This is a genomic window from Streptomyces sp. NPDC087859 (genome assembly GCF_044742595.1).
GTDB classification, from domain to species: domain Bacteria; phylum Actinomycetota; class Actinomycetes; order Streptomycetales; family Streptomycetaceae; genus Streptomyces; species Streptomyces canus_F.
This window is the reverse complement of sequence record NZ_JBIUUU010000014.1, coordinates 46,914-67,491: the sequence shown is the minus strand read 5'-3', so window position 1 is coordinate 67,491 and position 20,578 is coordinate 46,914. Positions and strand designations below refer to the sequence as shown.

20 protein-coding genes are annotated in these 20,578 nt (G+C 70.4%); 11 read left to right on the top strand and 9 right to left on the bottom strand.

From position 1 onward, the window contains the following. Window positions 1–2 precede the first annotated feature (2 nt). Window positions 3–863 carry a sugar ABC transporter permease gene (locus ACIOHP_RS32035; protein ID WP_361479231.1) on the bottom strand — a complete coding sequence of 287 codons (861 nt, stop codon included), beginning with the start codon at window positions 861–863 and terminating at the stop codon, window positions 3–5. Window positions 864–873: 10 nt separating this feature from the next. Further along, a complete protein-coding gene (locus ACIOHP_RS32030; protein ID WP_401893064.1) occupies window positions 874–2,256 on the bottom strand; it encodes an extracellular solute-binding protein in 1,383 nt (460 codons plus the stop codon). Between the two features lie 175 nt (window positions 2,257–2,431). Between ACIOHP_RS32030 and ACIOHP_RS32025 the strand changes: the two genes are divergently transcribed. Beyond that, window positions 2,432–2,980: a hypothetical protein gene (locus tag ACIOHP_RS32025; RefSeq protein ID WP_401893061.1), complete on the top strand. Its 549-nt coding sequence runs from the start codon at window positions 2,432–2,434 to the stop codon at window positions 2,978–2,980. Here ACIOHP_RS32025 and ACIOHP_RS32020 read toward each other — a convergent pair. Continuing rightward, window positions 2,967–3,656 (bottom strand): response regulator, encoded by a 690-nt coding sequence (locus tag ACIOHP_RS32020; protein WP_327719468.1) that lies wholly within the window; start codon window positions 3,654–3,656, stop codon window positions 2,967–2,969. The genes ACIOHP_RS32025 and ACIOHP_RS32020 overlap by 14 nt on opposite strands. Beyond that, a complete protein-coding gene (locus ACIOHP_RS32015; protein ID WP_401893058.1) occupies window positions 3,653–5,674 on the bottom strand; it encodes an ATP-binding protein in 2,022 nt (673 codons plus the stop codon). The genes ACIOHP_RS32020 and ACIOHP_RS32015 overlap by 4 nt, the downstream gene beginning before the upstream one ends. A gap of 152 nt (window positions 5,675–5,826) precedes the next feature. On the opposite strand from ACIOHP_RS32015, the gene ACIOHP_RS32010 reads away from it, so the two are divergent. Further along, window positions 5,827–7,209 (top strand): cation:dicarboxylate symporter family transporter, encoded by a 1,383-nt coding sequence (locus ACIOHP_RS32010; RefSeq protein WP_361541992.1) that lies wholly within the window; start codon window positions 5,827–5,829, stop codon window positions 7,207–7,209. A gap of 96 nt (window positions 7,210–7,305) precedes the next feature. On the opposite strand, the gene ACIOHP_RS32005 is transcribed toward ACIOHP_RS32010, so the two are convergent. Beyond that, on the bottom strand, window positions 7,306–7,923 hold the full coding sequence (locus tag ACIOHP_RS32005; protein ID WP_361541989.1) for a TetR/AcrR family transcriptional regulator: 618 nt from the start codon (window positions 7,921–7,923) through the stop codon (window positions 7,306–7,308). Between the two features lie 124 nt (window positions 7,924–8,047). On the opposite strand from ACIOHP_RS32005, the gene ACIOHP_RS32000 reads away from it, so the two are divergent. Together ACIOHP_RS32000 and ACIOHP_RS31995 are read left to right on the top strand one after the other, a co-directional pair. Then, the gene (locus ACIOHP_RS32000) at window positions 8,048–9,721 is read left to right on the top strand and encodes an MFS transporter (RefSeq protein WP_401893056.1); all 1,674 of its coding nucleotides are present in this window, start codon (window positions 8,048–8,050) and stop codon (window positions 9,719–9,721) included. A gap of 80 nt (window positions 9,722–9,801) precedes the next feature. Continuing rightward, complete coding sequence (locus ACIOHP_RS31995) at window positions 9,802–10,578, top strand: DUF2127 domain-containing protein (RefSeq protein WP_401893054.1); 777 nt, start codon at window positions 9,802–9,804, stop codon at window positions 10,576–10,578. A gap of 7 nt (window positions 10,579–10,585) precedes the next feature. Here the strand turns inward: ACIOHP_RS31995 and ACIOHP_RS31990 are convergent, their stop codons facing one another. After that, window positions 10,586–11,029, bottom strand: coding sequence for a MarR family transcriptional regulator (locus ACIOHP_RS31990; protein ID WP_361541980.1), 444 nt, complete (start codon window positions 11,027–11,029; stop codon window positions 10,586–10,588). A 91-nt stretch (window positions 11,030–11,120) separates the two neighbouring features. Between ACIOHP_RS31990 and ACIOHP_RS31985 the strand changes: the two genes are divergently transcribed. From ACIOHP_RS31985 to ACIOHP_RS31975, 3 genes are all read left to right on the top strand, one after another. Beyond that, on the top strand, window positions 11,121–11,762 hold the full coding sequence (locus ACIOHP_RS31985) for a maleylpyruvate isomerase family mycothiol-dependent enzyme (RefSeq protein WP_401893051.1): 642 nt from the start codon (window positions 11,121–11,123) through the stop codon (window positions 11,760–11,762). Window positions 11,763–11,888: 126 nt separating this feature from the next. Next, the gene (locus tag ACIOHP_RS31980) at window positions 11,889–12,500 is read left to right on the top strand and encodes a hypothetical protein (protein WP_401893048.1); all 612 of its coding nucleotides are present in this window, start codon (window positions 11,889–11,891) and stop codon (window positions 12,498–12,500) included. 124 nt (window positions 12,501–12,624) lie between these two features. Further along, window positions 12,625–14,235, top strand: a complete 1,611-nt coding sequence (locus ACIOHP_RS31975; RefSeq protein ID WP_401893046.1) for an AAA family ATPase — start codon at window positions 12,625–12,627, stop codon at window positions 14,233–14,235. Here ACIOHP_RS31975 and ACIOHP_RS31970 read toward each other — a convergent pair. Continuing rightward, window positions 14,214–15,110, bottom strand: a complete 897-nt coding sequence (locus tag ACIOHP_RS31970) for an aldo/keto reductase (protein WP_401893043.1) — start codon at window positions 15,108–15,110, stop codon at window positions 14,214–14,216. The two genes, ACIOHP_RS31975 and ACIOHP_RS31970, sit on opposite strands and share 22 nt — an antisense overlap. A 1-nt stretch (window position 15,111) precedes the next feature. Beyond that, window positions 15,112–16,026 carry an NAD-dependent epimerase/dehydratase family protein gene (locus ACIOHP_RS31965; RefSeq protein ID WP_401893041.1) on the bottom strand — a complete coding sequence of 305 codons (915 nt, stop codon included), beginning with the start codon at window positions 16,024–16,026 and terminating at the stop codon, window positions 15,112–15,114. Between the two features lie 45 nt (window positions 16,027–16,071). Between ACIOHP_RS31965 and ACIOHP_RS31960 the strand changes: the two genes are divergently transcribed. The 4 genes from ACIOHP_RS31960 to ACIOHP_RS31945 all read left to right on the top strand — a co-directional run bounded on the left by ACIOHP_RS31960 (window position 16,072) and on the right by ACIOHP_RS31945 (window position 19,683). Beyond that, a complete protein-coding gene (locus ACIOHP_RS31960; RefSeq protein ID WP_361541962.1) occupies window positions 16,072–16,581 on the top strand; it encodes an Lrp/AsnC family transcriptional regulator in 510 nt (169 codons plus the stop codon). A 29-nt stretch (window positions 16,582–16,610) separates the two neighbouring features. Then, entirely contained in the window at window positions 16,611–17,000 is a 390-nt protein-coding gene (locus ACIOHP_RS31955) for a MerR family transcriptional regulator (protein ID WP_401893037.1), read from the top strand. Then, window positions 16,997–17,311 carry a thioredoxin domain-containing protein gene (locus ACIOHP_RS31950; RefSeq protein WP_361541956.1) on the top strand — a complete coding sequence of 105 codons (315 nt, stop codon included), beginning with the start codon at window positions 16,997–16,999 and terminating at the stop codon, window positions 17,309–17,311. Before ACIOHP_RS31955 ends, ACIOHP_RS31950 begins: the two co-directional genes overlap by 4 nt. 158 nt (window positions 17,312–17,469) lie before the next feature. Beyond that, entirely contained in the window at window positions 17,470–19,683 is a 2,214-nt protein-coding gene (locus ACIOHP_RS31945) for a HelD family protein (RefSeq protein ID WP_401893308.1), read from the top strand. Here the strand turns inward: ACIOHP_RS31945 and ACIOHP_RS31940 are convergent. Further along, entirely contained in the window at window positions 19,680–20,531 is an 852-nt protein-coding gene (locus ACIOHP_RS31940; RefSeq protein WP_401893033.1) for a hypothetical protein, read from the bottom strand. The genes ACIOHP_RS31945 and ACIOHP_RS31940 overlap by 4 nt on opposite strands. Window positions 20,532–20,578 lie beyond the last annotated feature (47 nt).

Below are 20,578 nucleotides of genomic sequence, written 5' to 3'. Positions count from 1 at the left end.
TGTCAGACCTCCGTCCGGAGCAGCCGCACGTACACCGCCGAGAACAGCGAGCCCACCACCAGAAGCAGCAGCGCCACCGCCGTGCCGTAGCCGATCATGCTCTTCTGGAACGCCTCCTCGTACATGAAGAGCGGCAGCGTCTGGCTCTTGCCGCCCGGGCCGCCCCTCGTCATCACCCAGATCAGGCCGAACACGGACAGGGTCTGGAGGGTGATGAGCATGAGGTTCGTGCCGATGGAACGGCGGATCATCGGGAGGGTGATGTGCCACATGCGGCGCCAGCCGCCCGCGCCGTCGACTTCCGCGGCCTCGGTGATCTCCTTGGGGATCTCGTTCAGCGCCGCCGAGTAGACCAGCATGGAGAAGGCCGTGCCCCGCCACACGTTCGCGAACGACACCGCGAGGATCGGCAGGGTGAACAGCCAGTTCTGGGTGGGGAGATGGAGCCAGTCCAGGAGGGCGTTCAGGGTGCCCTCGCGGCGGAAGAAGGCGTAGAGGAGGAAGCCGGCGACCACCTCCGGGAGCACCCACGCCGCGATGACCACCGCGCCGACGACCGTGCGCACCGGCTTCGACGCGCGCCGCATCAACGCGGCCAGCGCCAGGCCCAGCGTGTTCTGGCCGATCAGCGCCGACACGACGGTGAAGACCAGCGTCAGCCACACCGCGTTCAGGAACGCTTCGTCCCCGAACGCCGTACGGAAGTTCTCGAAGCCGATGAACGACTCCTGGGCCTGGCCGGTGAGTTGGAGGTCGGTGAAGGCGATGTAGGCGCAGTACGCGATCGGGCCGGCCAGGAAGAGGAGCAGGAGGATCACGGACGGGGCGAGGGGGAGGGCGCGGGCGGTCCTCGTGAGTCTCATGGGAGAGGGCTCACTTCTCGATCACGTTGCCGTCGGCCGCCGTTTTCAGCTCCTCGTCGTAGGCCTTCGCCGCTTCCTCCACCGACATGTCGCCCGTCGTCACACCCTCCATCGCCTCCTGGATCGCGGTGGAGACCTTCGGGTACGCCGGGTAGGCGGGCCGGTAGTGCGTGCTCGCGACCAGGTCGGTGAAGAACGAGATGCCGGGCTGGGCATCGGCGTACGCGGGGTCTTCGGCGACGTCCTTGCGGACCGCGATGCCGGAGTTGGCGACGTACCACTTCTGGGCGTTCGCCTTCGTCTGCATCGTCTTGATGAAGTCGAAGGCGAGGTCGGGGTTGGCCGCCTTCGAAGGGATCGCCCACGTCCAGCCGCCGGACATGCTCACCTTGCCGGGGGCCTGGCCGTGCTGTGTGGGCATGTACGCGAGGCCCAACTTCTGCGACCACTCGGGCCATTCGTGCCCGCTGCCCTCCAGCCAGTCCTGCGGGAGCCAGGAGCCGTCCAGGTCTATGCCGAGCTTGCCCTTGGGAAGGAGGTCACCGCGGATGATGGTCTGGATGTTGGGGTCCAGGGCGGTCTCGACGTCCGGGCCGAGCTTCTCCCTGTAGACCGTCTCGACGAAGGAGAGGGCGTCCTTGAAGCCCTGGCCGCCGGCGATCCACTTCTTGGCGGCGGCGTCGTAGAGAGGGTCCGCGGTGCCGTTGTCCGTGCCGTAGAGCAGCATCTCGAAGCCCTGCATCGTCGCGGCCTCACCTGCGGGTTTGCCGGTGTAGACGTTGAGAGGGGTGACGTCTGGGACCTTCTTCTTGATCGTGCGGGCGGCTTCGAGGACCTCGTCCCAGGTCTTCGGCTGCCAGTCGGCGGGGAGGCCGGCCTTGGCGAAGATGCCCTTGTCGAACCAGAGTCCCCGGGTGTCCGTGCCGTCCGGGACGCCGTACGTCTTTCCGTCCTCGGCCTTGGCCGCTGTCTTCGCGGTGTCGATGAACTGGTCCCAGTCCGGCCACTTGGCGAGGTAGGCGTCCAGGGGCTTCAAGTACCCGCTGGTGATGTCGGAGTTGATGAGGAACGTGTCCTCGTAGACCAGGTCCGGGGCGGTCTTGGGGGAGCGGAGCATCTGCTGGACCTTGGTGTAGTACTCCGAGTCCGGGGCCTTGATGGGGACGAGCTCGACCTTCTTGCCGGGGTTCTCCTTCTCGAACTGCTTCTTGATGCCGGCCAGGAACTCGTCCATCACCTTGATGGAGTTGTCCGTGGACTGCTTGAAGGAGACCTTCAGGGTGTCCGGGTCGCTTCCGGAACCGGAGCTGCACGCGGTGAGGGCGGTGGCGGTGAGGGCGGCGGCGAGGAGTGCGGGGAGCGCGGTGCGAACGGCGGTGGGGCGCACGGGCATGACCTCCTACGGGCTCACGTGGGGGTGGCCTGGTGGCTGCCCGGTGAACGTAGGGGGAGTGGTCTAGTCAGGTCAATGAGTCTGCGCCGGATTGGGTGCGCGAGGCTGCCGTCCCTCCCTTAAGGTACGGCCAAGTGACCTGCGCGGGGACGCCGTTGGGACCAGGGGAGAGCTGATGCCGGACCAGCACGACGTCACCGTCGGGCAACTGCTTCTCGCCGAGTACCAGACCCTCAAGGACGAGCAGAAGACCCGCATCGGCTTCCGCGACAACCTCCTCTACGTCACCCTCACCGTCGTCGCCGCGGTCATCGCCGCCACCGCCCAGGCGGAACGCCCCGAGATGCTGCTCGCGCTCCCGCCCGTGTGCGTGGTGCTCGGGTGGACGTACCTCGTCAACGACGAGAAGATCTCCGCGATCGGCCGGCACATACGCCACGACCTGGGACCGAAGCTCGCCCAACTCGCCAGAGCTGAACGCGCGTTCACCTGGGAGGCCGCCCACCGCTCCGACTCCCGCCGATGTCAGCGCAAGGTCATCCAGTGCGGGATCGACCTTCTGGCCTTCTGCGTCGTACCCCTCGCCGGGCTCACCGTTTATTGGGCGGCGGGAGGGAACGGTGCCGGACTTCTCGTCCTGTCGCTCGTCGAGGCGCTGACCGTGATCGGGCTCGCGTCCCAAGTCGTCGTGTACGCGCGGCCGTTCGCTCCTACGGCCCCTTGACCCACCGGTACTGCAACTCCGGCCGCCCCACCGTCCCGTACTGCGGAGCCCGCGCCGCCCTTCCCGCGTCGACGAGATGCTCCAGATACCGCCGGGCGGTGATCCGGGAGATCCCCACGACCTCCGCGAGTCCGGTGGCCGTCAGTCCCTCCCCGCTGTCCCGCAGCGCCACGGTGACCCGTTCCAGCGTCGGGGAGCTCAACCCCTTCGGCAGTGCCGCCGGTCCCGGAGCCCGCAGTGTCGCCAGCGCCCGGTCCACCTCGTCCTGCCCGCTCGCCTCGCCCACCGACGCGTGGAACTCGGCGTAGCGCACCAGCCGGTCCCGCAGCGTGGCGAAGGTGAACGGCTTCAGGACGTACTGGACGACACCCAGGGAGACGCCCTCCCGTACCACCGTCAGGTCCCGCGCCGACGTCACCGCGATCACGTCCGCCTGATGTCCGGCGGCCCTGAGGGAGCGGGCGAACTGCAGACCGTGCACATCGGGGAGGTGCAGGTCCAGCAGGAGCAGGTCCACCGGCGTACGGTCCAGCAGGCGCCGCGCCTCCGCCCCGGTGTGCGCCTTGCCGACGGCCGTGAAGCCCTGCACCCGGTTGACGTACATGACGTGCGCGTCCGCGGCGACCGGGTCGTCCTCCACGACCAGGACACGGATCGGCTGTGGCTGGGTCGTCATGCGTAGCCTCCAGAAGCGGTACCCCGCGAACCGGTGCCCTCCGGCGCGGGCGCCCCACGCTCGGAGCCCTCCGGTACGGCACCCTCCGGCCCCGGGGTCCGCGGCTCGATCCCCACCGGTACGGCACCTGTCGTCGACGCATCTTCGGACACCGCCGCGCCCACCGTACGCCCGCCCCCCACACGGCCGCCCCGCGAGGCCTCCCCGTCGCTCCCCCACGAGGACACCCCCCCGACCTCCGCCGCGCCCCCGACCTGTACTCCGCCCAGAGTCTCGGTCCCGCCCCCGGTCTGCGCCGTGCCCCGGGGCTCCGGCTCGCTGCCGATGCTTGCGGTCAGCACGCCGTCCCGAGTCTCCGCCTCGCCCCCGACGCTCCCGCCATCTCCGGCCCGAGCAGCCCTCCGCGCTCCTGTCTCGCCCGGACCGCCGCCCCGCAACGGCACGCGCACCTCGAACTCCGCCCCGCCCCCGGCAGCCTCCGCCACCGTCAGTGTTCCCTCGTGGCGGCCGACCGCCTGGCGTACGAGAGCCAGGCCGAGCCCCCGGCCGCCCGGGCCCGCCGGTTTCGTGGAGAAGCCCCGTTGGAACACCGCCTCCGTGTGCGCCGGGTCCACGCCCCCGCCGGTGTCGGAGACGCGCAGGATCAGTTCGTCGGCTTCCGTGTACGCCGTCACCGTGACCCGCGCGCCCACGCTGCCCTGCGCCGCGTCCACCGCGTTGTCGATCAGGTTGCCGAGGATCGTCACCAGGTCGCGTGCGGGGAGCGAGGCCGGCAGGAGGCCGTCGTCCAGGCGGCTGTCCTCCGACACCACCAGCTCCACGCCCCGCTCGTTCGCCTGTGCCGTCTTCCCCAGCAGCAAGGCCGCCAGGACCGGTTCGCTCACCGCCGCCACCACCTGGTCGGTGAGCGCCTGCGCCAGCTCCAGTTCGGCCGTGGCGAAGTCCACCGCCTCCTCGGCGCGGTCGAGTTCGATCAGCGAGACGACCGTGTGGAGCCGGTTCGCCGCCTCGTGCGCCTGCGAGCGCAGTGCCTGGGTGAAGCCGCGTTCGGAGTTCAACTCGCCCATCAGGGACTGGAGTTCGGTCACATCGCGCAGGGTCACGACCGTGCCGCGGCGGTCTCCCCCGGACACCGGTGACGTGTTGACGACCAGGACCCGGTCCGCCGTCAGGTGCACCTCGTCCACCCGTGGCTCCGACGCCAGCAGCGCGCCCGTCAGGGGGGCGGGCAGGCCGAGTTCCGCCACCGAGCGGCCCACCACGTCATCGGCCACGCCGAGCAGTTCCCGGCCGCCGTCGTTGATCAGCGCCACCCGGTACTGCCCGTCCAGCATCAACAACCCCTCGCGCACCGCGTGCAGCGCGGCCTGGTGGTAGTCGTGCATGTGGCTGAGCTCGGTCGCGTTCATGTTGTGGGTGTGGCGGCGCAGGCGGGCGTTGATGACGTACGTGCCCACCGCGCCCAGCGCCAGCGCGCCCGCGGCGACGCCCAGCAGGGCCGTCAGCTGGCCCTGTACCCGCTCGCTGATCGCCTCGACCCGGATGCCCGCGCTGACCAGGCCCACGACTTTGCCGTCCGCCTCGATGGGGGTGACCGCGCGGACCGAGGCGCCGAGCGTGCCCGTGTAGGTCTCGGTGAAGGAGTCGCCGCGCAGGGCGGGGGTGATGTTGCCGAGGAAGTGCTTGCCGATCTCCTCCTCGCGGGGATGCGTCCAGCGGATCCCCTTCGGATTCATGATCGTGACGAAGTCGACGTCGGCGTCGTGCATCACCCGCAGCGCGTACGGCTGGAGCTTCGCCGACGGATCGGGCGTACCTATGGCCTCCCGTACCGAAGGGGCGTCCGCGACCGCGCGGGCCACCCCCATCGCCTGGCGGCCGGCCGCGTCCTCGGCCTGGCTGCGGTCGCTGACGTAGGTGAAGAGCGCGTACCCGGCGACGAGCACCGCTATCAGCACGGCCTGCATGGCGAAGAGCTGGCCGGCCAGGCTGCGGGGTCTCGGGACCGGGATGTGCATGTCGTCAGTGTGCCTCCGACAGTAAGTGTGAACTAAATGAACGGAAGGGTGACCGCCCTCACAGGGCGGGAGATAGTCACGGCATTCCTCTAAAGCCCGGACGTGAGCCGCACGCCGGTGACAACCGACGAAGACGTCAAAGGAGGGCAGCCGTGGCCGCCAGCACCCCCGAAACCGCATCTGCCGCGCCCGCCAAGCGGGACCGCACCCATTATCTGTACATCGCGGTGATCGTCGCGGTCGCCCTCGGCATTCTTGTCGGCATGGTCGCGCCGGACTTCGCCGTCGAGCTGAAGCCCATCGGTACCGGCTTCGTGAACCTGATCAAGATGATGATCTCGCCGATCATCTTCTGCACGATCGTGCTGGGCATCGGTTCGGTACGGAAGGCCGCCAAGGTCGGTGCCGTCGGCGGTATCGCGCTGCTCTACTTCACGATCATGTCGATGGTCGCGCTGGGTATCGGCCTCGTCGTCGGCAACATCCTGGACCCGGGCACCGGCCTCGCGGTGACCGACGCGGTCAAGGACGCCGGTCACGCACAGGTCGACGCGGAGGCCAAGGACACCACCGAGTTCCTGCTCGGCATCATCCCGACCACGATGATCTCCGCGTTCACCCAGGGCGAGGTCCTGCAGACGCTGCTCATCGCGCTGCTCGCCGGGTTCGCGCTCCAAGCCATGGGTCCCGCCGGTGCGCCGGTCCTGCGCGGTGTCGAGCACATCCAGCGGCTCGTCTTCCGCATCCTCGCCATGATCATGTGGGCCGCTCCGATCGGTGCCTTCGGTGCCATGGCCGCCGTCGTGGGCTCCGCCGGCGTGGACGCGCTGAAGGACCTCGCCCTGCTGATGCTGGGCTTCTACACCACCTGCGTCCTGTTCGTCTTCATCGTGCTCGGCACGCTGCTGCGGGTGATCGCGGGCCTGAACATCCTCACGCTCTTCAAGTACCTCGGCCGTGAGTTCCTGCTGATCCTGTCGACCTCCTCCTCCGAGTCCGCGCTGCCGCGGCTCATCGCGAAGATGGAGCACCTGGGCATCAGCAAGCCCGTCGTCGGCATCACCGTCCCGACCGGCTACTCCTTCAACCTCGACGGCACCATGATCTACATGACCATGGCCTCGCTGTTCATCGCCGACGCCATGGGTACGCCGATGTCCATCGGTGAGCAGATCCCGCTGCTGCTCTTCCTGTTCGTCGCCTCGAAGGGCGCCGCCGGTGTCACCGGTGCGGGTCTGGCCACGCTGGCCGGTGGTCTCCAGTCGCACAAGCCCGCCCTGGTGGACGGTATCGGCCTCATCGTCGGCATCGACCGCTTCATGAGCGAGGCCCGCGCCCTCACCAACTTCGCGGGCAACGCCGTCGCCACGGTCCTGATCGGCACCTGGACCAAGGAGATCGACCGCGAGCGCGTCGACCAGGTCCTCGCCGGTCATCTCCCCTTCGACGAGAAGACCCTCCTCGACGACGGCCACGAGACCGTTGTCGCGGATGTGCCGGAGCAGGGTGGCGAGAAGGAGCTCGCAAAGGCCTAGAGCTCGGGGCCCAGCCCGCGAGGGCAACAGACTCCGGGCGGCTGAGAAGCTCCCCCGTCGCTCAGCCGCCCGGGCCACAACCGGCAGCAGTACAACTCAATCGCTCAGCTTCGCCACCAGCTCGGTGGCACGAGAGGCGGGTACGCCCGCCGCGGTCAGTACGGTGACCGCGGCGGAGCGGCCCGCCTCTTCGGGTGCCAGGAGGCCGTCGTTCACCGCCTCCATCACCGCGAACACCAGCTGCTCATGGACATACGCCAGAGCCGGCACGGGCAGCGGGGAGACGAAGACGCCCGCTTCCAGACCGCGCCGCAGCAGCTCCTCGCTGGACTCGCGCACCGGCGTCAGACGTTCCCGGATGCCCTGCATCGTCACGCTGCGCTGGGCCAGCGCGACCAGGATGCGATAGCGGTCGGCGACCTCCCAGACCGCCAGGGTGGAGGCGGCCAGCGCCTGTGCCGGGTCCTCGAAGTCCTTGCGCCCCGCCTCGTCTGCGGCCGCCACCGCTTCGACGGCTCCGTCGACGAGCGTGCTCACCAGCGCCTCGCGGCTGGGGAAGTGCCCGTACACGGTCCGCCGTACGACTCCCGCGGCGCGCGCGATCTGGTCCATGGACGCGTCCGGATCGCGCAGCAGCTCGGCGAGCGCCACGTCGAGGATGCGGCGGCGGTTGGCGTCGGCGCGGCTGGTGTTACCCGTGGTCATGGACGCCATTGTGCCTCTTCCCTCATCGACTTGCACAGTGCTGTGCAAGGAGCGTACATTGCACAGTGTTGTGCAGTTGCACAGCGCTGTGCAACCCGTGGAAGAAAGTCCGCTGAGGAAGGCCACCCCTGCCATGCGACTCGTCATGACCGAACCGGTCGAGAGGATGGACCGCCCCTACGCCCGGCGTTGGTGGGCGCTCCTCGTCCTCTGTCTGAGCCTGCTGATCATCGTGATGGCGAACACCGCCCTCACGGTCGCCGCGCCCGCCATGACCGAGGACCTCGGTCTGTCCAGCGCCGATCTCCAGTGGGTCATCGACGGCTACACCGTCCCGTACGCCGCGCTGATGCTGCTGCTCGGCGCGATCGGCGACAAGTACAGCCGCCGCGGCGCCCTGCTGCTCGGCCTGATCGTGTTCGGCGGCGGGTCCGTCTTCGGGTACTTCGCCGACAGCTCCACGACGGTCATCGCGGCCCGTGCCGTGATGGGCACCGGCGCCGCGATGATCATGCCGGCGACGCTGTCCCTGCTCGCCTCGACCTTCCCGCGCGCCGAGCGGGCCAAGGCGATCACCGTGTGGACCGCCACGTCGGGCGTGGCCATCGCGGCCGGTCCGCTGGTCGCGGGCGCGCTCCTGGAGAACCACGACTGGACCTCGACGTTCCTCATCAACGTCCCCGTCGCCGCGCTCGCGATCGTCGGCGCCCTGGTCCTCGTCCCGCCGTCCAAGGCCAGGGGCAGGGGCCGGATCGACTACGTCGGCGGACTGTTGTCGGTGGTGTGGATCGGCTCGCTGGTCTACATGATCATCGAGGGCCCGCACTTCGGATGGGGTGTGAAGGCGATCGGCGCCGCGGTCGTCGCGGGCGCCGGACTGCTGGCCTTCGTTCTGTGGGAGCTGCGTCATCCGCGCCCCGTCGTCGACGTCCGCCGCTTCACCGACCGCGGTTTCGCCGGCTCCAACCTCGCCGTCGCCCTGTTCTTCCTCGCCGTCTTCGGCGCCTTCTACTACCTCACCCAGCACCTCCAGTTCGTCCTCGGCTACAGCGCCCTGGAGACCGGCCTGCGCATGCTGCCGCTCGCCGGCGCGGTCTTCGCCGGTTCGGCTCTGACCGGGTTCCTCACCCCGCGGGTCGGCATGAAGTGGACGGTCACCGCGGGCATGGTGGGCGGCACCGCGGCGCTCGCGCTGCTGACCCAGGTGGACGCGGGTTCGTCGTACGGCGATTTCGTCGCCCCGCTCGCCGTCCTCGGTCTGGCGATCGGCCTCGCCCTCTCGCCCGCCACGGACGCGATCATGGGGGCGTTCCCCGAGTCCGAACTGGGCGTCGGCGGCGCGGTGAACGACACCTCGATCGAGCTCGGCGGCTCGCTCGGCATCGCGATCCTCGGCTCGCTGCTGGCGACGTCGTACTCCGGCCACCTCGCCGATGCCACCGGCGGCAGCAAGCTCCCCGCGGCCACGCTCGACACCGCGCAGGACTCGGTCGGTGCCGGGTACGCCGTCGCGCAGGGCATCGGGGAACAGGCCCGACAGGTCGCCGGACAGGCCGCGAAGGCGACGGACCCCCAGCAGGCCGCCCAGTTGAAGGCGCAGGCCGATCAACTCGCCGCCGGAGCCAAGCAGATGGCCGAAGCGGTCGGCTCCTCCTTCTCCGACGCGGTCGCCCACACCAGCCTGATCGGGGCCGTGGTCCTGGGGGTCGGCACGGTGCTGGTCGCGGTGCTGCTGCCGGGGCGGAAGAAGGCGGCGGAGCCCGTCGAGGCGGCCGCGGAGGAGAAGGAGTTGGCCGGCAGCCGCTGACTCACCGAACTCTTACCCCCTCCCCGTAGCGTGCCGCGTCTGTCCAGTACAGGCGCGGCACGTCGGTGGAGGCACGGAGGATGGCGATCGACTGGGACCGGCGGACGTGCGCGCGTCGCGGACATGTGACGTACGCGCCGGACGACCCCCGGCTGCGGGCGGGGCTGTGCGCGGAGACCGCTCTCGGGGAGGTCTGGCGCTGTCTGCGCTGCGGCGACTTCGCGCTGGGGGAGCCGCACGGTTCCGGGCCGGCCGCCGAAGCCCCGCTGGTGCCGCGCGGCAAGGTCCTGCGCGACCTGTTCGTCCTGCGCTTCCTCGCCGTCGAGCGGGCGGTGCGCGGGGTGTTCATCGTGCTGGTGGCGCTGGCGGTCTGGAGGTTCAGCAACAGCCAGGACGCGGTGCGCAGCCTCTTCGACGAGTATCTGGACGTCTTCCGCCCGGTGTTCAGGCACTTCCACTACGACCTCGACCACTCACCGGTCGTGGGCACCATCCAGAAGACCTTCGGATACCGGCACGACACCCTGCTCCTGGTGGCGGTGCTGCTTCTGGCCTACGCCGTGATCGAACTCGTCGAGGCGGCCGGCCTCTGGTACGCCAGGCGCTGGGCGGAGTATCTGACGGTCGTCGCCACGGCCGCGTTCCTCCCGCTGGAGATCTATGAACTCACCGAGCACATCAGCTGGTTGAAGATCGCCACGCTGGTCCTCAACATCCTCGCCGTGGTCTACATCCTCCTGGCCAAGCGCCTGTTCGGCCTGCGCGGCGGCCATCGCGCCTTCGAGGCGGAACGGCGCAGTGCCTCGCTGCTGGAGGTCGAGGAGGCGGCGAAGGCGGGAGCCCCGGCCCAGACCTGACGAAGCACTACTGGGCCCAGGGGTCCGTGATCTCCCGCAGCAGCGTCAGGGCCTCGCGCAACTGCTTCATCCGCCGCTTGCCCAGGTGCTCCTCCCACTCCCTCTCGACCTCGGCGACCACCGCGTCGGCGACCTCCTTGGCCGCCCAGGCCTTCGCCGCCCCGCGGACCAGGCGGGCGCGTCGGTCCGTCGGGTCCGGGACCCGCGTCACATAACCCGCCTTCTCCAGCTGGTCGACCAGGAAGCCGGCGGTCTGCTTGGTGATCTGGGCCTGCTCGGCCAGTTCCGTCAGACGCGTGCCCTCGGGGCCGATGCGCTGCATGACCCGGGCCTGGGCGGGCGTGAAGTCGTCGAAGCCGGCCTCGGCGAGCGCGGCGAAGACGCGGTTCTCCAGCGCCCGGTACGGGAGGAACAGGAGCACGCCCGTGGTGAGCTCGCTCTCCGGCACCATGGTCGACGCCTCCGGTCCGCATCGCTTGACATTGGTCAGAGTCACTGACTAATTTGGTCAGAGAAGCTTACCACTTGAGTGGGTGATTTCCGTGGGTGCCGTCTCGGATGCCGTGCTGGACACCGACGAGCTCTGGCAGATCGTCGACCGGGAGCGCGCGACGCTGGCCGACCTTCTGGAGGGGCTGCGCCCCGAGGAGTGGGAGACGCGGACGCGGTGCGGGGACTGGCGGGTGCGGGACGTCGCCGCGCATCTCACCGTCGCGGCACGGTTCACATACGGGCAGGTCGTCCGGGAGATGGTCCGCGCCCGCTGCGACTGGAACCGGATGATCCACGACTCGGCCGTACGCGAGGCGGAGCGGCCCGTCGCCGAGATCGTCGCCAACCTGCGCTCCATCATCGGCTCCCGCCGCCTCGCCCCCGCCACCTCGCCCCGCGAACCCCTCATCGACCTCCTCGTCCACGGCCAGGACATCGCCCTCGCGCTCGGCCGGCCCCGCGAGATGCCCCCGGCCGCCGCACGCGACTCCGCCGACCGGGTGTGGACCATGCGCTTCCCGCCCCGCCCCTGGCCACTGCCGAAGGCCCGCCTCGTCGCCACCGACATCGAGTGGACGCGGGGTGCGGGGGAGGAGATCAGCGGCCCGATCTCCGCACTGCTCCTCCTGCTGACGGGACGCACGGAGGCGGCGGCACCACGCCTCGACGGAGCGGTTCCGAAGGCGGGCTGAACGGGGGATGGGGGCCAGGCCCCGTGTCGTGCGGGACCTGGCCCTCATGGGCCGCACCTCTCGGTCGACGTCGTGACGGGTCGTGCGAAGATCCGGGGCCGACCATTCGTCAACCGGGAAGAGCACATGCGTACCTCCGCGATCAGGGCCGCACGGACAGTGGCCGCCGCCGCAGTGGCGGTTGTCGTCACCGGATGCGGCGGCGACGGGGTTCCCTCCACCGCGACCGCGGCGACCTCCCTGGCGTCCTTCGGGCAGGAAGAGGTGCGGGGCGACCTGGAAGCGGCCGTCGCGGCCGCCGGGCTGCCGGAGGGGAAGACCGAGGCGGGGTACTCCCGGAGCGGCCGGACCGCCGGCTCGGCGACCACCGCGGAGGAACGGAAGCCGGCCGCCCTCATCACCCGGCTGTCACCTTGCGTGGTCTCCTGGTCGACCGAGGACACAGGATTCTCGACCCCCGCGACCCCCACGGACGAACCGACCGACCCGCGGCGGCAGCTCGACGTCGTGCTGGCCGACCTCGAGAAGCGGGACTGGAAGCAGTCCGCACCGTCCACCGAAGCGCCCCTCACGGAGAACGGCACCTACTTCATGGCCGGCTACAAGAAGCAGGGCTGGACACTCCACGCCCGGCACAGCGGCCTGCGGACCTGGAGCTGGTCCACCGTCATGGTCACCGAGGACGACTGCTTCAGCCGGGTCACCGAAGAGGAACAGGACCTGCTCGACGCCGCCTGAGTGACGCCTCCCGTCCCTTTCCGCTCTGTTCGCGACCACTTGCCCCACATGCTTTGACCCATGGCCCGCCGGGGCGCACGCTGGAGAACCTTGAGGCCTGGGGCAGAGCGACGCGGAGGCGGACATGGGGGAGCCCGGTGGGGCGGAGATCGTCAGCAGTACCGAGTACGAGGCGAGGTACGGGAAGGGCCGCGAGCCCTCGCCGCTGTCGCTCGACCGGGTCAACGAGCTGTTCCACGAGTTCCTCATGGCGGTCGCCCGCCCGAACCGCACCGACGCCGACGGCAGCCGCGACCTCGCCAAGCGGCTCCGCGACCACCTGGGCTCGGCTCCGGCGGACCGCCCGGTGGTGAAGGCCGCGTACGCCTCCTACGACCTGCCCAACGTCCATCTCGCCCTGGAACGCTGGTTCGCCGCCGAGGGCCGTACCCATGAACTGATCGGCATGCGCGGCTCCCAGCACCGCGGCGAGCTCACCCTCGGTGACATCCTCGAAGTCGCCGACCGCCACCAGCGGTTCGTGATCGGCGCTGTCGACTACGCCCACCTGCCCGTCTCCCCGGACGAGGAACTGGCCTGCGTCTCCTGCGGGTTCTACCTCGGCACCGAGGGCGACGAGCGGTTCGCCGTCCTTCTGCGCGGCCCGCAGGACGAGTACGGGCGCAACAAGGTCGAGCTCGAAGTCCTCTCCGGAGACAAGGAGTTCGGGGACCGCTTCCTCGCCGAGATCGACGCCCTCCTGCGTGAGCACAACGTCTTCCGCGGACAGGTCCTCTCCTTCGAGGGCTCGGAGTTCGGACACGGCCTCGGCCCGTTCCGCTTCCACCGCCGCCCCGGCCTGAACCGCGAAGACATCGTGCTGCCGTCCGGACTCCTGGACCGCGTGGAGCGCCAGGTCGTGGGCGTGGCCCGGCGCCGCGAACAGCTCCGCGCGGCAGGTCAGCATCTGCGCCGGGGCCTGCTGCTGTACGGCCCGCCCGGCACCGGCAAGACGCACACGATCCGCTATCTCCTCTCCCACCTCCCGCAGTTCACCGTGGTGATCCTGTCCGGCGAGAGCATCGGGGCCATCGGTCCGGCCTGCGCCCTGGCCCGGATGCTCCAGCCGGCCCTCGTCGTCCTGGAGGACTGCGACCTCATCGCCGAGGCCCGCGACTACGGCGCCGGCGAACAACCCCTGCTCTTCCAGGTGCTGAACGAGATGGACGGCCTCGGCGACGACGCCGACGTGACCTTCCTCCTCACCACCAACCGCGCCGACCTCCTCGAACCCGCCCTCGTGCAGCGCCCCGGCCGGGTCGACCTCGCCGTCGAGATCCCCCTCCCGGACGCCGCGGGCCGCGCCGCCCTGCTCGGCCTCTACGGGAGCGGACTGGGCCTCGGCCAGGACATCGCGGACGAGGTCGTGGCCCGTACGGAGGGCACGACCGCCTCCTTCACCAAGGAACTGGTACGCCGGTCCGTGCTCATCGCCGCCGAGCGCGAAGCGGCCCGCACCGAGGCGCGGGACGTCCGCGAGGCCCTCGACGAGCTGCTGTCCGACGGAGACCGGCTCACCCGCCGACTGCTGGGAGTGCGGGGCGCCGAGGACATCGAGGACGAGGACTGGATGACGGACGGCGACGAGGGCGGGGGAGGAGGGATGCAGGCCGTCAGAGGGCCGGGCCCGGGGCCGGGCCTGTACCCGGGGTACCCGGGGATGCCTCCCGGCCGTTACGAGCCGCCGTTGCGCTGAGCGTCCAGCCGGACCAGCTCGCGCGCGCTCAGGACGAGGTCCGCCGCGCCCGCCGAGTCCCGGATCGTCTCCGGCCGGCTCGCCCCGGGAATCGGGATCACGGTCGGCGACTTCGCCAACAGCCATGCCAGACAGACCTGTTGAGCGCTGACACCGCGCTCGGCCGCGACCTCGTGGAAGGCGCCGAAGCGCCCCGCCCCCGGCAGCCGCGACGGTCCGTCCAGCGCGCTGCGCGAGATGCCGCCCAGCGGACTCCACGGGAGGAACGCCAGACCCAGCTCCGCGCACAGCCGCAGCTCGGCCTCGCTGTCGCGGACCTCGGGGGAGTACCGGTTCTGCACCGACACCAGCCGGTCACCGAGGATCGCGCGGGCCGAACGGATCTGCTCCCCATCGGTGTTGGAGATCCCGGCGAGGCGGATCTTGCCCTCGTCGAGCAGCTCCCGCAGTGCGCCGACCGACTCCTCGAAGGGCACGGCCGGGTCGGGCTTGTGGAGCTGGTAGAGGCCGATCGCCTCGACGCCGAGCCGCTTGAGGGAACCCTCGGCGGCCCGCTTCAGATGACGCGGGTCACCCGTCACCGTCCAGCTGCCGTCGGCCGGCCGGCCCCGGCCGCCCTTCGTCGCCACCAGCACCTCGGACGTGTCACCGCCGTACGCGGCGAGGGCACGGGCCACCAGCAGTTCGTTGTGGCCGGGCTCGGCGCCGGGCGGATGGTACGAGTCCGCGGTGTCCAGCAGGGTGACGCCCGCGTCCAGTGCCGCGTGCACGGTGGCCAGGGCACGCCGCTCGTCCGGGTGACCCTCCAGGGACAGCGGCATCGCGCCCAGCCCGACGGCACTCACCCGCAGGTCGCCAAGTGTGCGGTACCGCATGTCAGCCGCCGCCCTTCCCGAGGGTCTCGGCGATCGCCGTGGGCAGCCACTGCCGTACGTCGCCGAAGGTGAAACCGAGCCGTGCGGCCCGGGAGTTGTCCATGCCGTAGGAGCGGGAGAAGGAGAACGGCGAGACCTCGCCGACCTCGACGAGCTGGAGCACCACCTTGCCCCGGGGCAGGTGCGCGGTCACCGCCTCGCACAGCTCCACGGTGGTCAGCAGGCCGTGGGAGGCCGCGTTGACCGGTCCCGTGAACTCCTCGTCGGCCGCCCACGCCAGGAAGTCGGCGATCTCCTCGACGTGGATGTAGGTGGCGGGCTGGTTCGAGAAGGGCACCGCGATCGGCTCGCCGGCGCGGATGCGGGAGGCGTAGTGGTCGAGGCGTCCGGTGAAGTCGTCGTCCCCGCCCAGCACATGGGCCACCCGGACGGCCGTGTACGGGAAGTCCGGCGCGGCCGCGAACACCGCCTCCGCCTGCCGTTTGCCCTCGCCGTAGTGGGACTCCAGGAACTCCGGGTCCTCCCAGGGGAGTTCGGTGTCGACGGTCACCGTCAGCGGATCCACGGCGTCCTCCCGTACGAGCGCGATGGAGTCCTCGTACTCGTACACCTCGACCGTCGACGTCATCACATAGCGTCCGGTGCGCCCCGCGAAGACCCGGCGGGCGATCTCCGCCTGCCGCGGGGTGTAGCAGACCTGGTCGACGACGACGTCGAACACCCGTGGACCGAGGGCGTCCGTCAGGGACTTCTCGTCGTTGCGGTCGGCGACCAGATGGGTCGCGCCCGGCGGTGGCGGCGAGGATCCCCGATTCAGTACGGTCACGCGGTTTCCGGCGGCCAGCAGCCGTGCGATGAGGCGCTTGCCGAAATAGCGGTTGCCGCCGATGACCAGTATCTCCCGTGCCTTTTCCATGACCATAATTCTCCCGGCGCACATCCACGTCCTGAAGGGGGAACCATGGGAGTTCGGTCCGCGACACCGAAAGAACCTCGGCAGCTGCGTGCTGCCGCCGAGGAAACCTCGGTGGCCTTCGACGCGCTGGACCGGCAGATCCTGGAGCTCCTCCAGAGCGACGGCCGGATCAAGCTGAGCGAGCTGGGGCGCCGGGTGCGGCTGAGTCCGGCGGCGGTCACCGAGCGGGTGCGGCGGCTGGAGGCGGCGGGCGTGATCAGCGGCTACGGCGCCCATGTCGCCCCCGCCCGGCTCGGCTACGGCATCCAGGCGTTCATCCGGGTCAACCCGCACGGCGGCTACAACCTGAAGCACCCGAGGACCCTGGAGCTGATCGAGCGCCCCGAGATCACCGAGGTGCACCACGTGGTCGGCGAGGACTGCTGGATCCTCAAGGTCGCCGTCCGCGACACGGTCCACCTGGAGGAGGTCCTCGAAGCGGTCTCCGCGCTGGGCCGCACGACGACCTCGATCGTGCTCACCTCTCCCGTGGAGCGCAAACCCCTGTTGCCTTGACGTCGGGGTCAAGGCTTACGTTCGTACGCATGCGAATCGGCGAGCTGGCCGCACGGGCCGGGACCACGACGCGGACGCTGCGGTACTACGAGTCCCGGGGGCTGCTGCCCGCGCGGCGCGGCGACAACGGGTACCGGGCGTACGACGAGAGCGATCTGAAGCTGCTGCGGCAGATCAGGACGCTCCAGGACTTCGGGTTCGACCTGGAGGAGACGCGGCCGTTCGTGGAGTGCCTGCGGTCCGGGCATCCCGAGGGCGACTCGTGCCCCGCCTCGCTCGCCGTCTACCGGCGCAAGCTGACGGAGCTGGACGAGCTGATCGGCGAACTGCGGACGGTGCGGGCGCAGATCGGCGTACGGCTGGCGGCCATGGCCGGGGACGAACCACCGTTGTGCGAACTGGGAAGGCAGGAACTGTGATCGATGTGACGGACGCGGATTTCGCGGCGGAAGTGATCGGGTCCGAGATGCCGGTGCTCGTGGAGTTCACGGCCGACTGGTGCCCGCCGTGCAGACAGATGGGGCCCGTGCTGCGCGCCCTCGCCGCAGAGGAGGCCGGCCGGCTCAAGGTGGTGCAGTTGAACGTGGACCACAATCCGCTGACCACGAACGCCTACAAAGTCCTCTCGATGCCCACGTTCATGGTCTTCCGCGGGGGTGAGCCGGTGAAGTCCATGGTGGGAGCCAGGCCCAAGCGCCGTCTGCTGGAGGAACTGGCCGACGTCGTCTGATTGATTACGCATGACGAAAAAAATCCCCTCGGCAATTGCGCCGAGGGGATTCCTTTGCTTACACTCAATGGTTCGCGACTTTATGGGAATTCGGTCGCGGGGAAGCTCAGTAGGCACAGTATATCGGCGTGGGAGTGGAATTGTCAAACAGCGGTGAAATTCGCGGTGAGCAGGAATTCATCGACACCCTGTACGCGCGCGTGGACGCCCTGCGCGGTGACACCGAGGCAGGTGTCACCGACGCGCTCGCCCAGGGCAACACGCCCATGCAGGCCCGCCTGGAGCGGGACATCCTGGTCGCCGAGCGCTCGGGGCTGCTGGCCGCGCTCAACGCGGTGGACGGTTCGCTGTGCTTCGGCCGGATCGATCTGACGTCCGGCACCAGTCACCACATCGGCCGGATCGGTCTGCGCAGGGACGACGCCGAGCGCACGCCGGTCCTGATCGACTGGCGGGCCGCCGTGGCCCGGCCGTTCTACCTGGCCACCGGGCATACCCCGATGGGCCTGCGGCGGCGCCGGCACATCACCACCGAGGGCCGTGAGGTCACCGCCCTGCACGACGAGATCCTCGATCTGGGCGACGCGACCCGCACCGGCCACGAGGACCCGACCGGCGACGCCGTCCTGCTGGCCGCGCTCGACGCCGCCCGCACCGGCCGGATGCACGACATCGTGCAGACCATCCAGGCCGAGCAGGACGAGATCATCCGGGCACCGCACCGCGGAGTGCTGGTGGTCGAGGGCGGCCCCGGCACCGGCAAGACGGCCGTCGCCCTGCACCGGGCCGCGTATCTCCTGTACGAATACCGTGAGTTGCTGGCCAAGCGCGCCGTCCTGATCGTCGGCCCCAACCCCGCCTTCCTCGGCTACATCGGCGAGGTGCTGCCCTCGCTGGGCGAGACGGGCGTGCTCCTCGCGACGGTCGGGGAACTGTTCCCCGGCGTGAAGGCGAAGGCGACCGACACCCGCGAGGCGGCCGCGGTGAAGGGGCGCGCCGCGATGGCGGACGTCCTCGCCGAAGCCGTTCGCGACTGGCAGTCACTGCCCGACCCGGTGATCGCGATCGAGCACGAGCGCGAGATCCTCATGCTCGACGACGACCTGGTGCGGGTCGCCCGCGAGCGCACCCGCGACGCCGGACTGCCGCACAACGTCGCCCGCGAGCACTTCGAGGGCCACATCCTCAACACGCTCACCGAGCTGTACGCCGAGCGTGTCGGCACCGACCCGTACGACGGCACGAACCTCCTCGACCCGAGCGATGTCACACAGATCCGCGACGAGATCGCCGAGAACCGCGAAGTGTGGGCGGCCATCGACCAGTTGTGGCCCCGTCTGACGCCCCAGCGCCTGGTCGCGGACTTCCTCGCCGACCCGGTGGGCTACCTCCCCGACGAGGACGCGGCCGCGATCCGGCGCCCGGTGACCCGGGCATGGACCGTGGCGGACGTACCGCTCCTCGACGAGGCGGCCGAACTGCTCGGCGTGGACGAACGGTTGGCGCGGGCCCGGGCCGAGCGCGAGCGGGAGAACCAGGTCGCCTACGCGCAGGGCGTGCTGGACGTCTCCTACGCCTCCCGGACCTATGAGTTCGAGGACATCGACGACGAGGACTCCGAGGTGCTGTCCGCGCACGACATCATCGACGCCGAACGGTTCGCGGAGCGGCAGGAGGAGGACGACCACCGCAGCGCCGCCGAGCGCGCGGCCGCCGACCGGACCTGGGCCTTCGGGCACATCATCGTCGACGAGGCGCAGGAGCTGTCGCCGATGGCCTGGCGGCTGCTCATGCGGCGCAGCCCGACCCGCTCGATGACCCTGGTCGGCGACCCCGCGCAGACCGCGGAGGCGGCGGGCGTCGGCTCCTGGCAGAAGATCCTCGAACCGTATGTCGAGAACCGCTGGGACCACACCCGCCTGGGGGTCAACTACCGCACGCCCGCCGAGATCATGGAGCTGGCGGCAGCCGTCGTACGGGCGGAGAACCCGGATTTCGAACCGCCGAGCTCGGTCCGTTCGACGGGTGTACGGCCCTGGGTCCGCGCCACCGACGACCTCCCCGGCGCCGTGGCCAAGGCGGTCGAGGAGCTGACCCCCGCCGAGGGCCGGCTCGCGGTCATCGCCCCGCGCCATCTGCACCCCAGGCTGGCGGCGCACCTGGACGGGGTGACGGCGGGCGCCGAACCCGACCTCACCCGGACCGTCGTACTCCTCGACCCGCGGCAGTCCAAGGGCCTGGAGTTCGACTCCGTGCTGGTAGTCGAGCCGGGGCTGTACGGCACGAGCGACCTGTACGTGGCCCTGACCCGCGCCACCCAGCGGCTGGGGGTGCTGCACACCGGACGGCTGCCGAAGGCGCTGGCCGGCTAGGGCGAGGGTGCCTTGGTCGTCGTGGAGTGGTTCGGGTGCAGCGAGGGGGCGAGGGGCTCCAGTGACGCGCACAGGGCGGTCGGGAAGGCCGGCTCCCTGTCCCGCACGTCCTGGCAGCCCCCCTCCGCGGTGCGGAAGAACGACTTCCAGCCCGACTTCCCGGCCTTGAAGAACCAGCGGTCGCCCAGCCGGGACATGCACACACCGTCCGTCTGGTCGCCGCAGGCCGGACCCGTGGGCCAGGAGAAGTCCAGGACCAGCCACTTTCCGTCGCAGTGCGCCGCGTCGCGGAGGGTGTGCGCGGGTGCGCCGACCGCCTTCAGCGCCTGTTCGTAGGAGGGGGCGGTGCAGCCGGTGGCCGCGGGGGTGCAGCCCAGGTCGCCGCAGAGCCGCAGCGCGGGCGGACGGGCGCCCTCGGCGGTGAAGACGGCGCCGGGGTAGCCGACCACCAACTCGCGGTCTCCCAAGGGTTCGGGCAACGTGACGCGGGCCCTCGCCGTGGTCGTCTTCGTGCAGCCGGAGCTCCGGTCCCCGGACGGCGAGACGAAGGTGACCTGGACCGGCACGGTGTTCCCGACGGGCTCGGTGAGTTCCGCCTTGAGGTCGCGCACACATGGGTTCGGGCCGCTGGGCACGTCCACGGCGATGGTCACCGTGCGCCGGTCAGCGCCGATTTCGGCGCCGTTGATCTGGGTGCGCGTGGGCGCCGACAGGGTCCACCGGAGCCCGGTGGCCGACGGCTCCGTCTCCCGGCCTGCCTCCTCACGTCCGCACGCGCCGAGCAGCAGTACGGCGACAGCGCAGAGCAGGGCGGCCAGGACCACCCCGCGCGTGCTTCCGGATCGCATGGGCCCGCAACTCCCCGTGGAGGACCGACGTGGACCCGGGCCACTCT

What these genes read in the sequence shown, in the direction of transcription:
- ACIOHP_RS32035 (WP_361479231.1), bottom strand. Translation starts at nt 863, where the DNA reads ATGAGACTCACGAGGACCGCCCGCGCCCTCCCCCTCGCCCCGTCCGTG.
- ACIOHP_RS32030 (WP_401893064.1), bottom strand. Translation starts at nt 2,256, where the DNA reads ATGCCCGTGCGCCCCACCGCCGTTCGCACCGCGCTCCCCGCACTCCTC.
- ACIOHP_RS32025 (WP_401893061.1), top strand. Translation starts at nt 2,432, where the DNA reads ATGCCGGACCAGCACGACGTCACCGTCGGGCAACTGCTTCTCGCCGAG.
- ACIOHP_RS32020 (WP_327719468.1), bottom strand. Translation starts at nt 3,656, where the DNA reads ATGACGACCCAGCCACAGCCGATCCGTGTCCTGGTCGTGGAGGACGAC.
- ACIOHP_RS32015 (WP_401893058.1), bottom strand. Translation starts at nt 5,674, where the DNA reads ATGCACATCCCGGTCCCGAGACCCCGCAGCCTGGCCGGCCAGCTCTTC.
- ACIOHP_RS32005 (WP_361541989.1), bottom strand. Translation starts at nt 7,923, where the DNA reads ATGGCGTCCATGACCACGGGTAACACCAGCCGCGCCGACGCCAACCGC.
- ACIOHP_RS32000 (WP_401893056.1), top strand. Translation starts at nt 8,048, where the DNA reads ATGCGACTCGTCATGACCGAACCGGTCGAGAGGATGGACCGCCCCTAC.
- ACIOHP_RS31995 (WP_401893054.1), top strand. Translation starts at nt 9,802, where the DNA reads ATGGCGATCGACTGGGACCGGCGGACGTGCGCGCGTCGCGGACATGTG.
- ACIOHP_RS31990 (WP_361541980.1), bottom strand. Translation starts at nt 11,029, where the DNA reads ATGGTGCCGGAGAGCGAGCTCACCACGGGCGTGCTCCTGTTCCTCCCG.
- ACIOHP_RS31980 (WP_401893048.1), top strand. Translation starts at nt 11,889, where the DNA reads ATGCGTACCTCCGCGATCAGGGCCGCACGGACAGTGGCCGCCGCCGCA.
- ACIOHP_RS31975 (WP_401893046.1), top strand. Translation starts at nt 12,625, where the DNA reads ATGGGGGAGCCCGGTGGGGCGGAGATCGTCAGCAGTACCGAGTACGAG.
- ACIOHP_RS31970 (WP_401893043.1), bottom strand. Translation starts at nt 15,110, where the DNA reads ATGCGGTACCGCACACTTGGCGACCTGCGGGTGAGTGCCGTCGGGCTG.
- ACIOHP_RS31965 (WP_401893041.1), bottom strand. Translation starts at nt 16,026, where the DNA reads ATGGAAAAGGCACGGGAGATACTGGTCATCGGCGGCAACCGCTATTTC.
- ACIOHP_RS31960 (WP_361541962.1), top strand. Translation starts at nt 16,072, where the DNA reads ATGGGAGTTCGGTCCGCGACACCGAAAGAACCTCGGCAGCTGCGTGCT.
- ACIOHP_RS31955 (WP_401893037.1), top strand. Translation starts at nt 16,611, where the DNA reads ATGCGAATCGGCGAGCTGGCCGCACGGGCCGGGACCACGACGCGGACG.
- ACIOHP_RS31940 (WP_401893033.1), bottom strand. Translation starts at nt 20,531, where the DNA reads ATGCGATCCGGAAGCACGCGCGGGGTGGTCCTGGCCGCCCTGCTCTGC.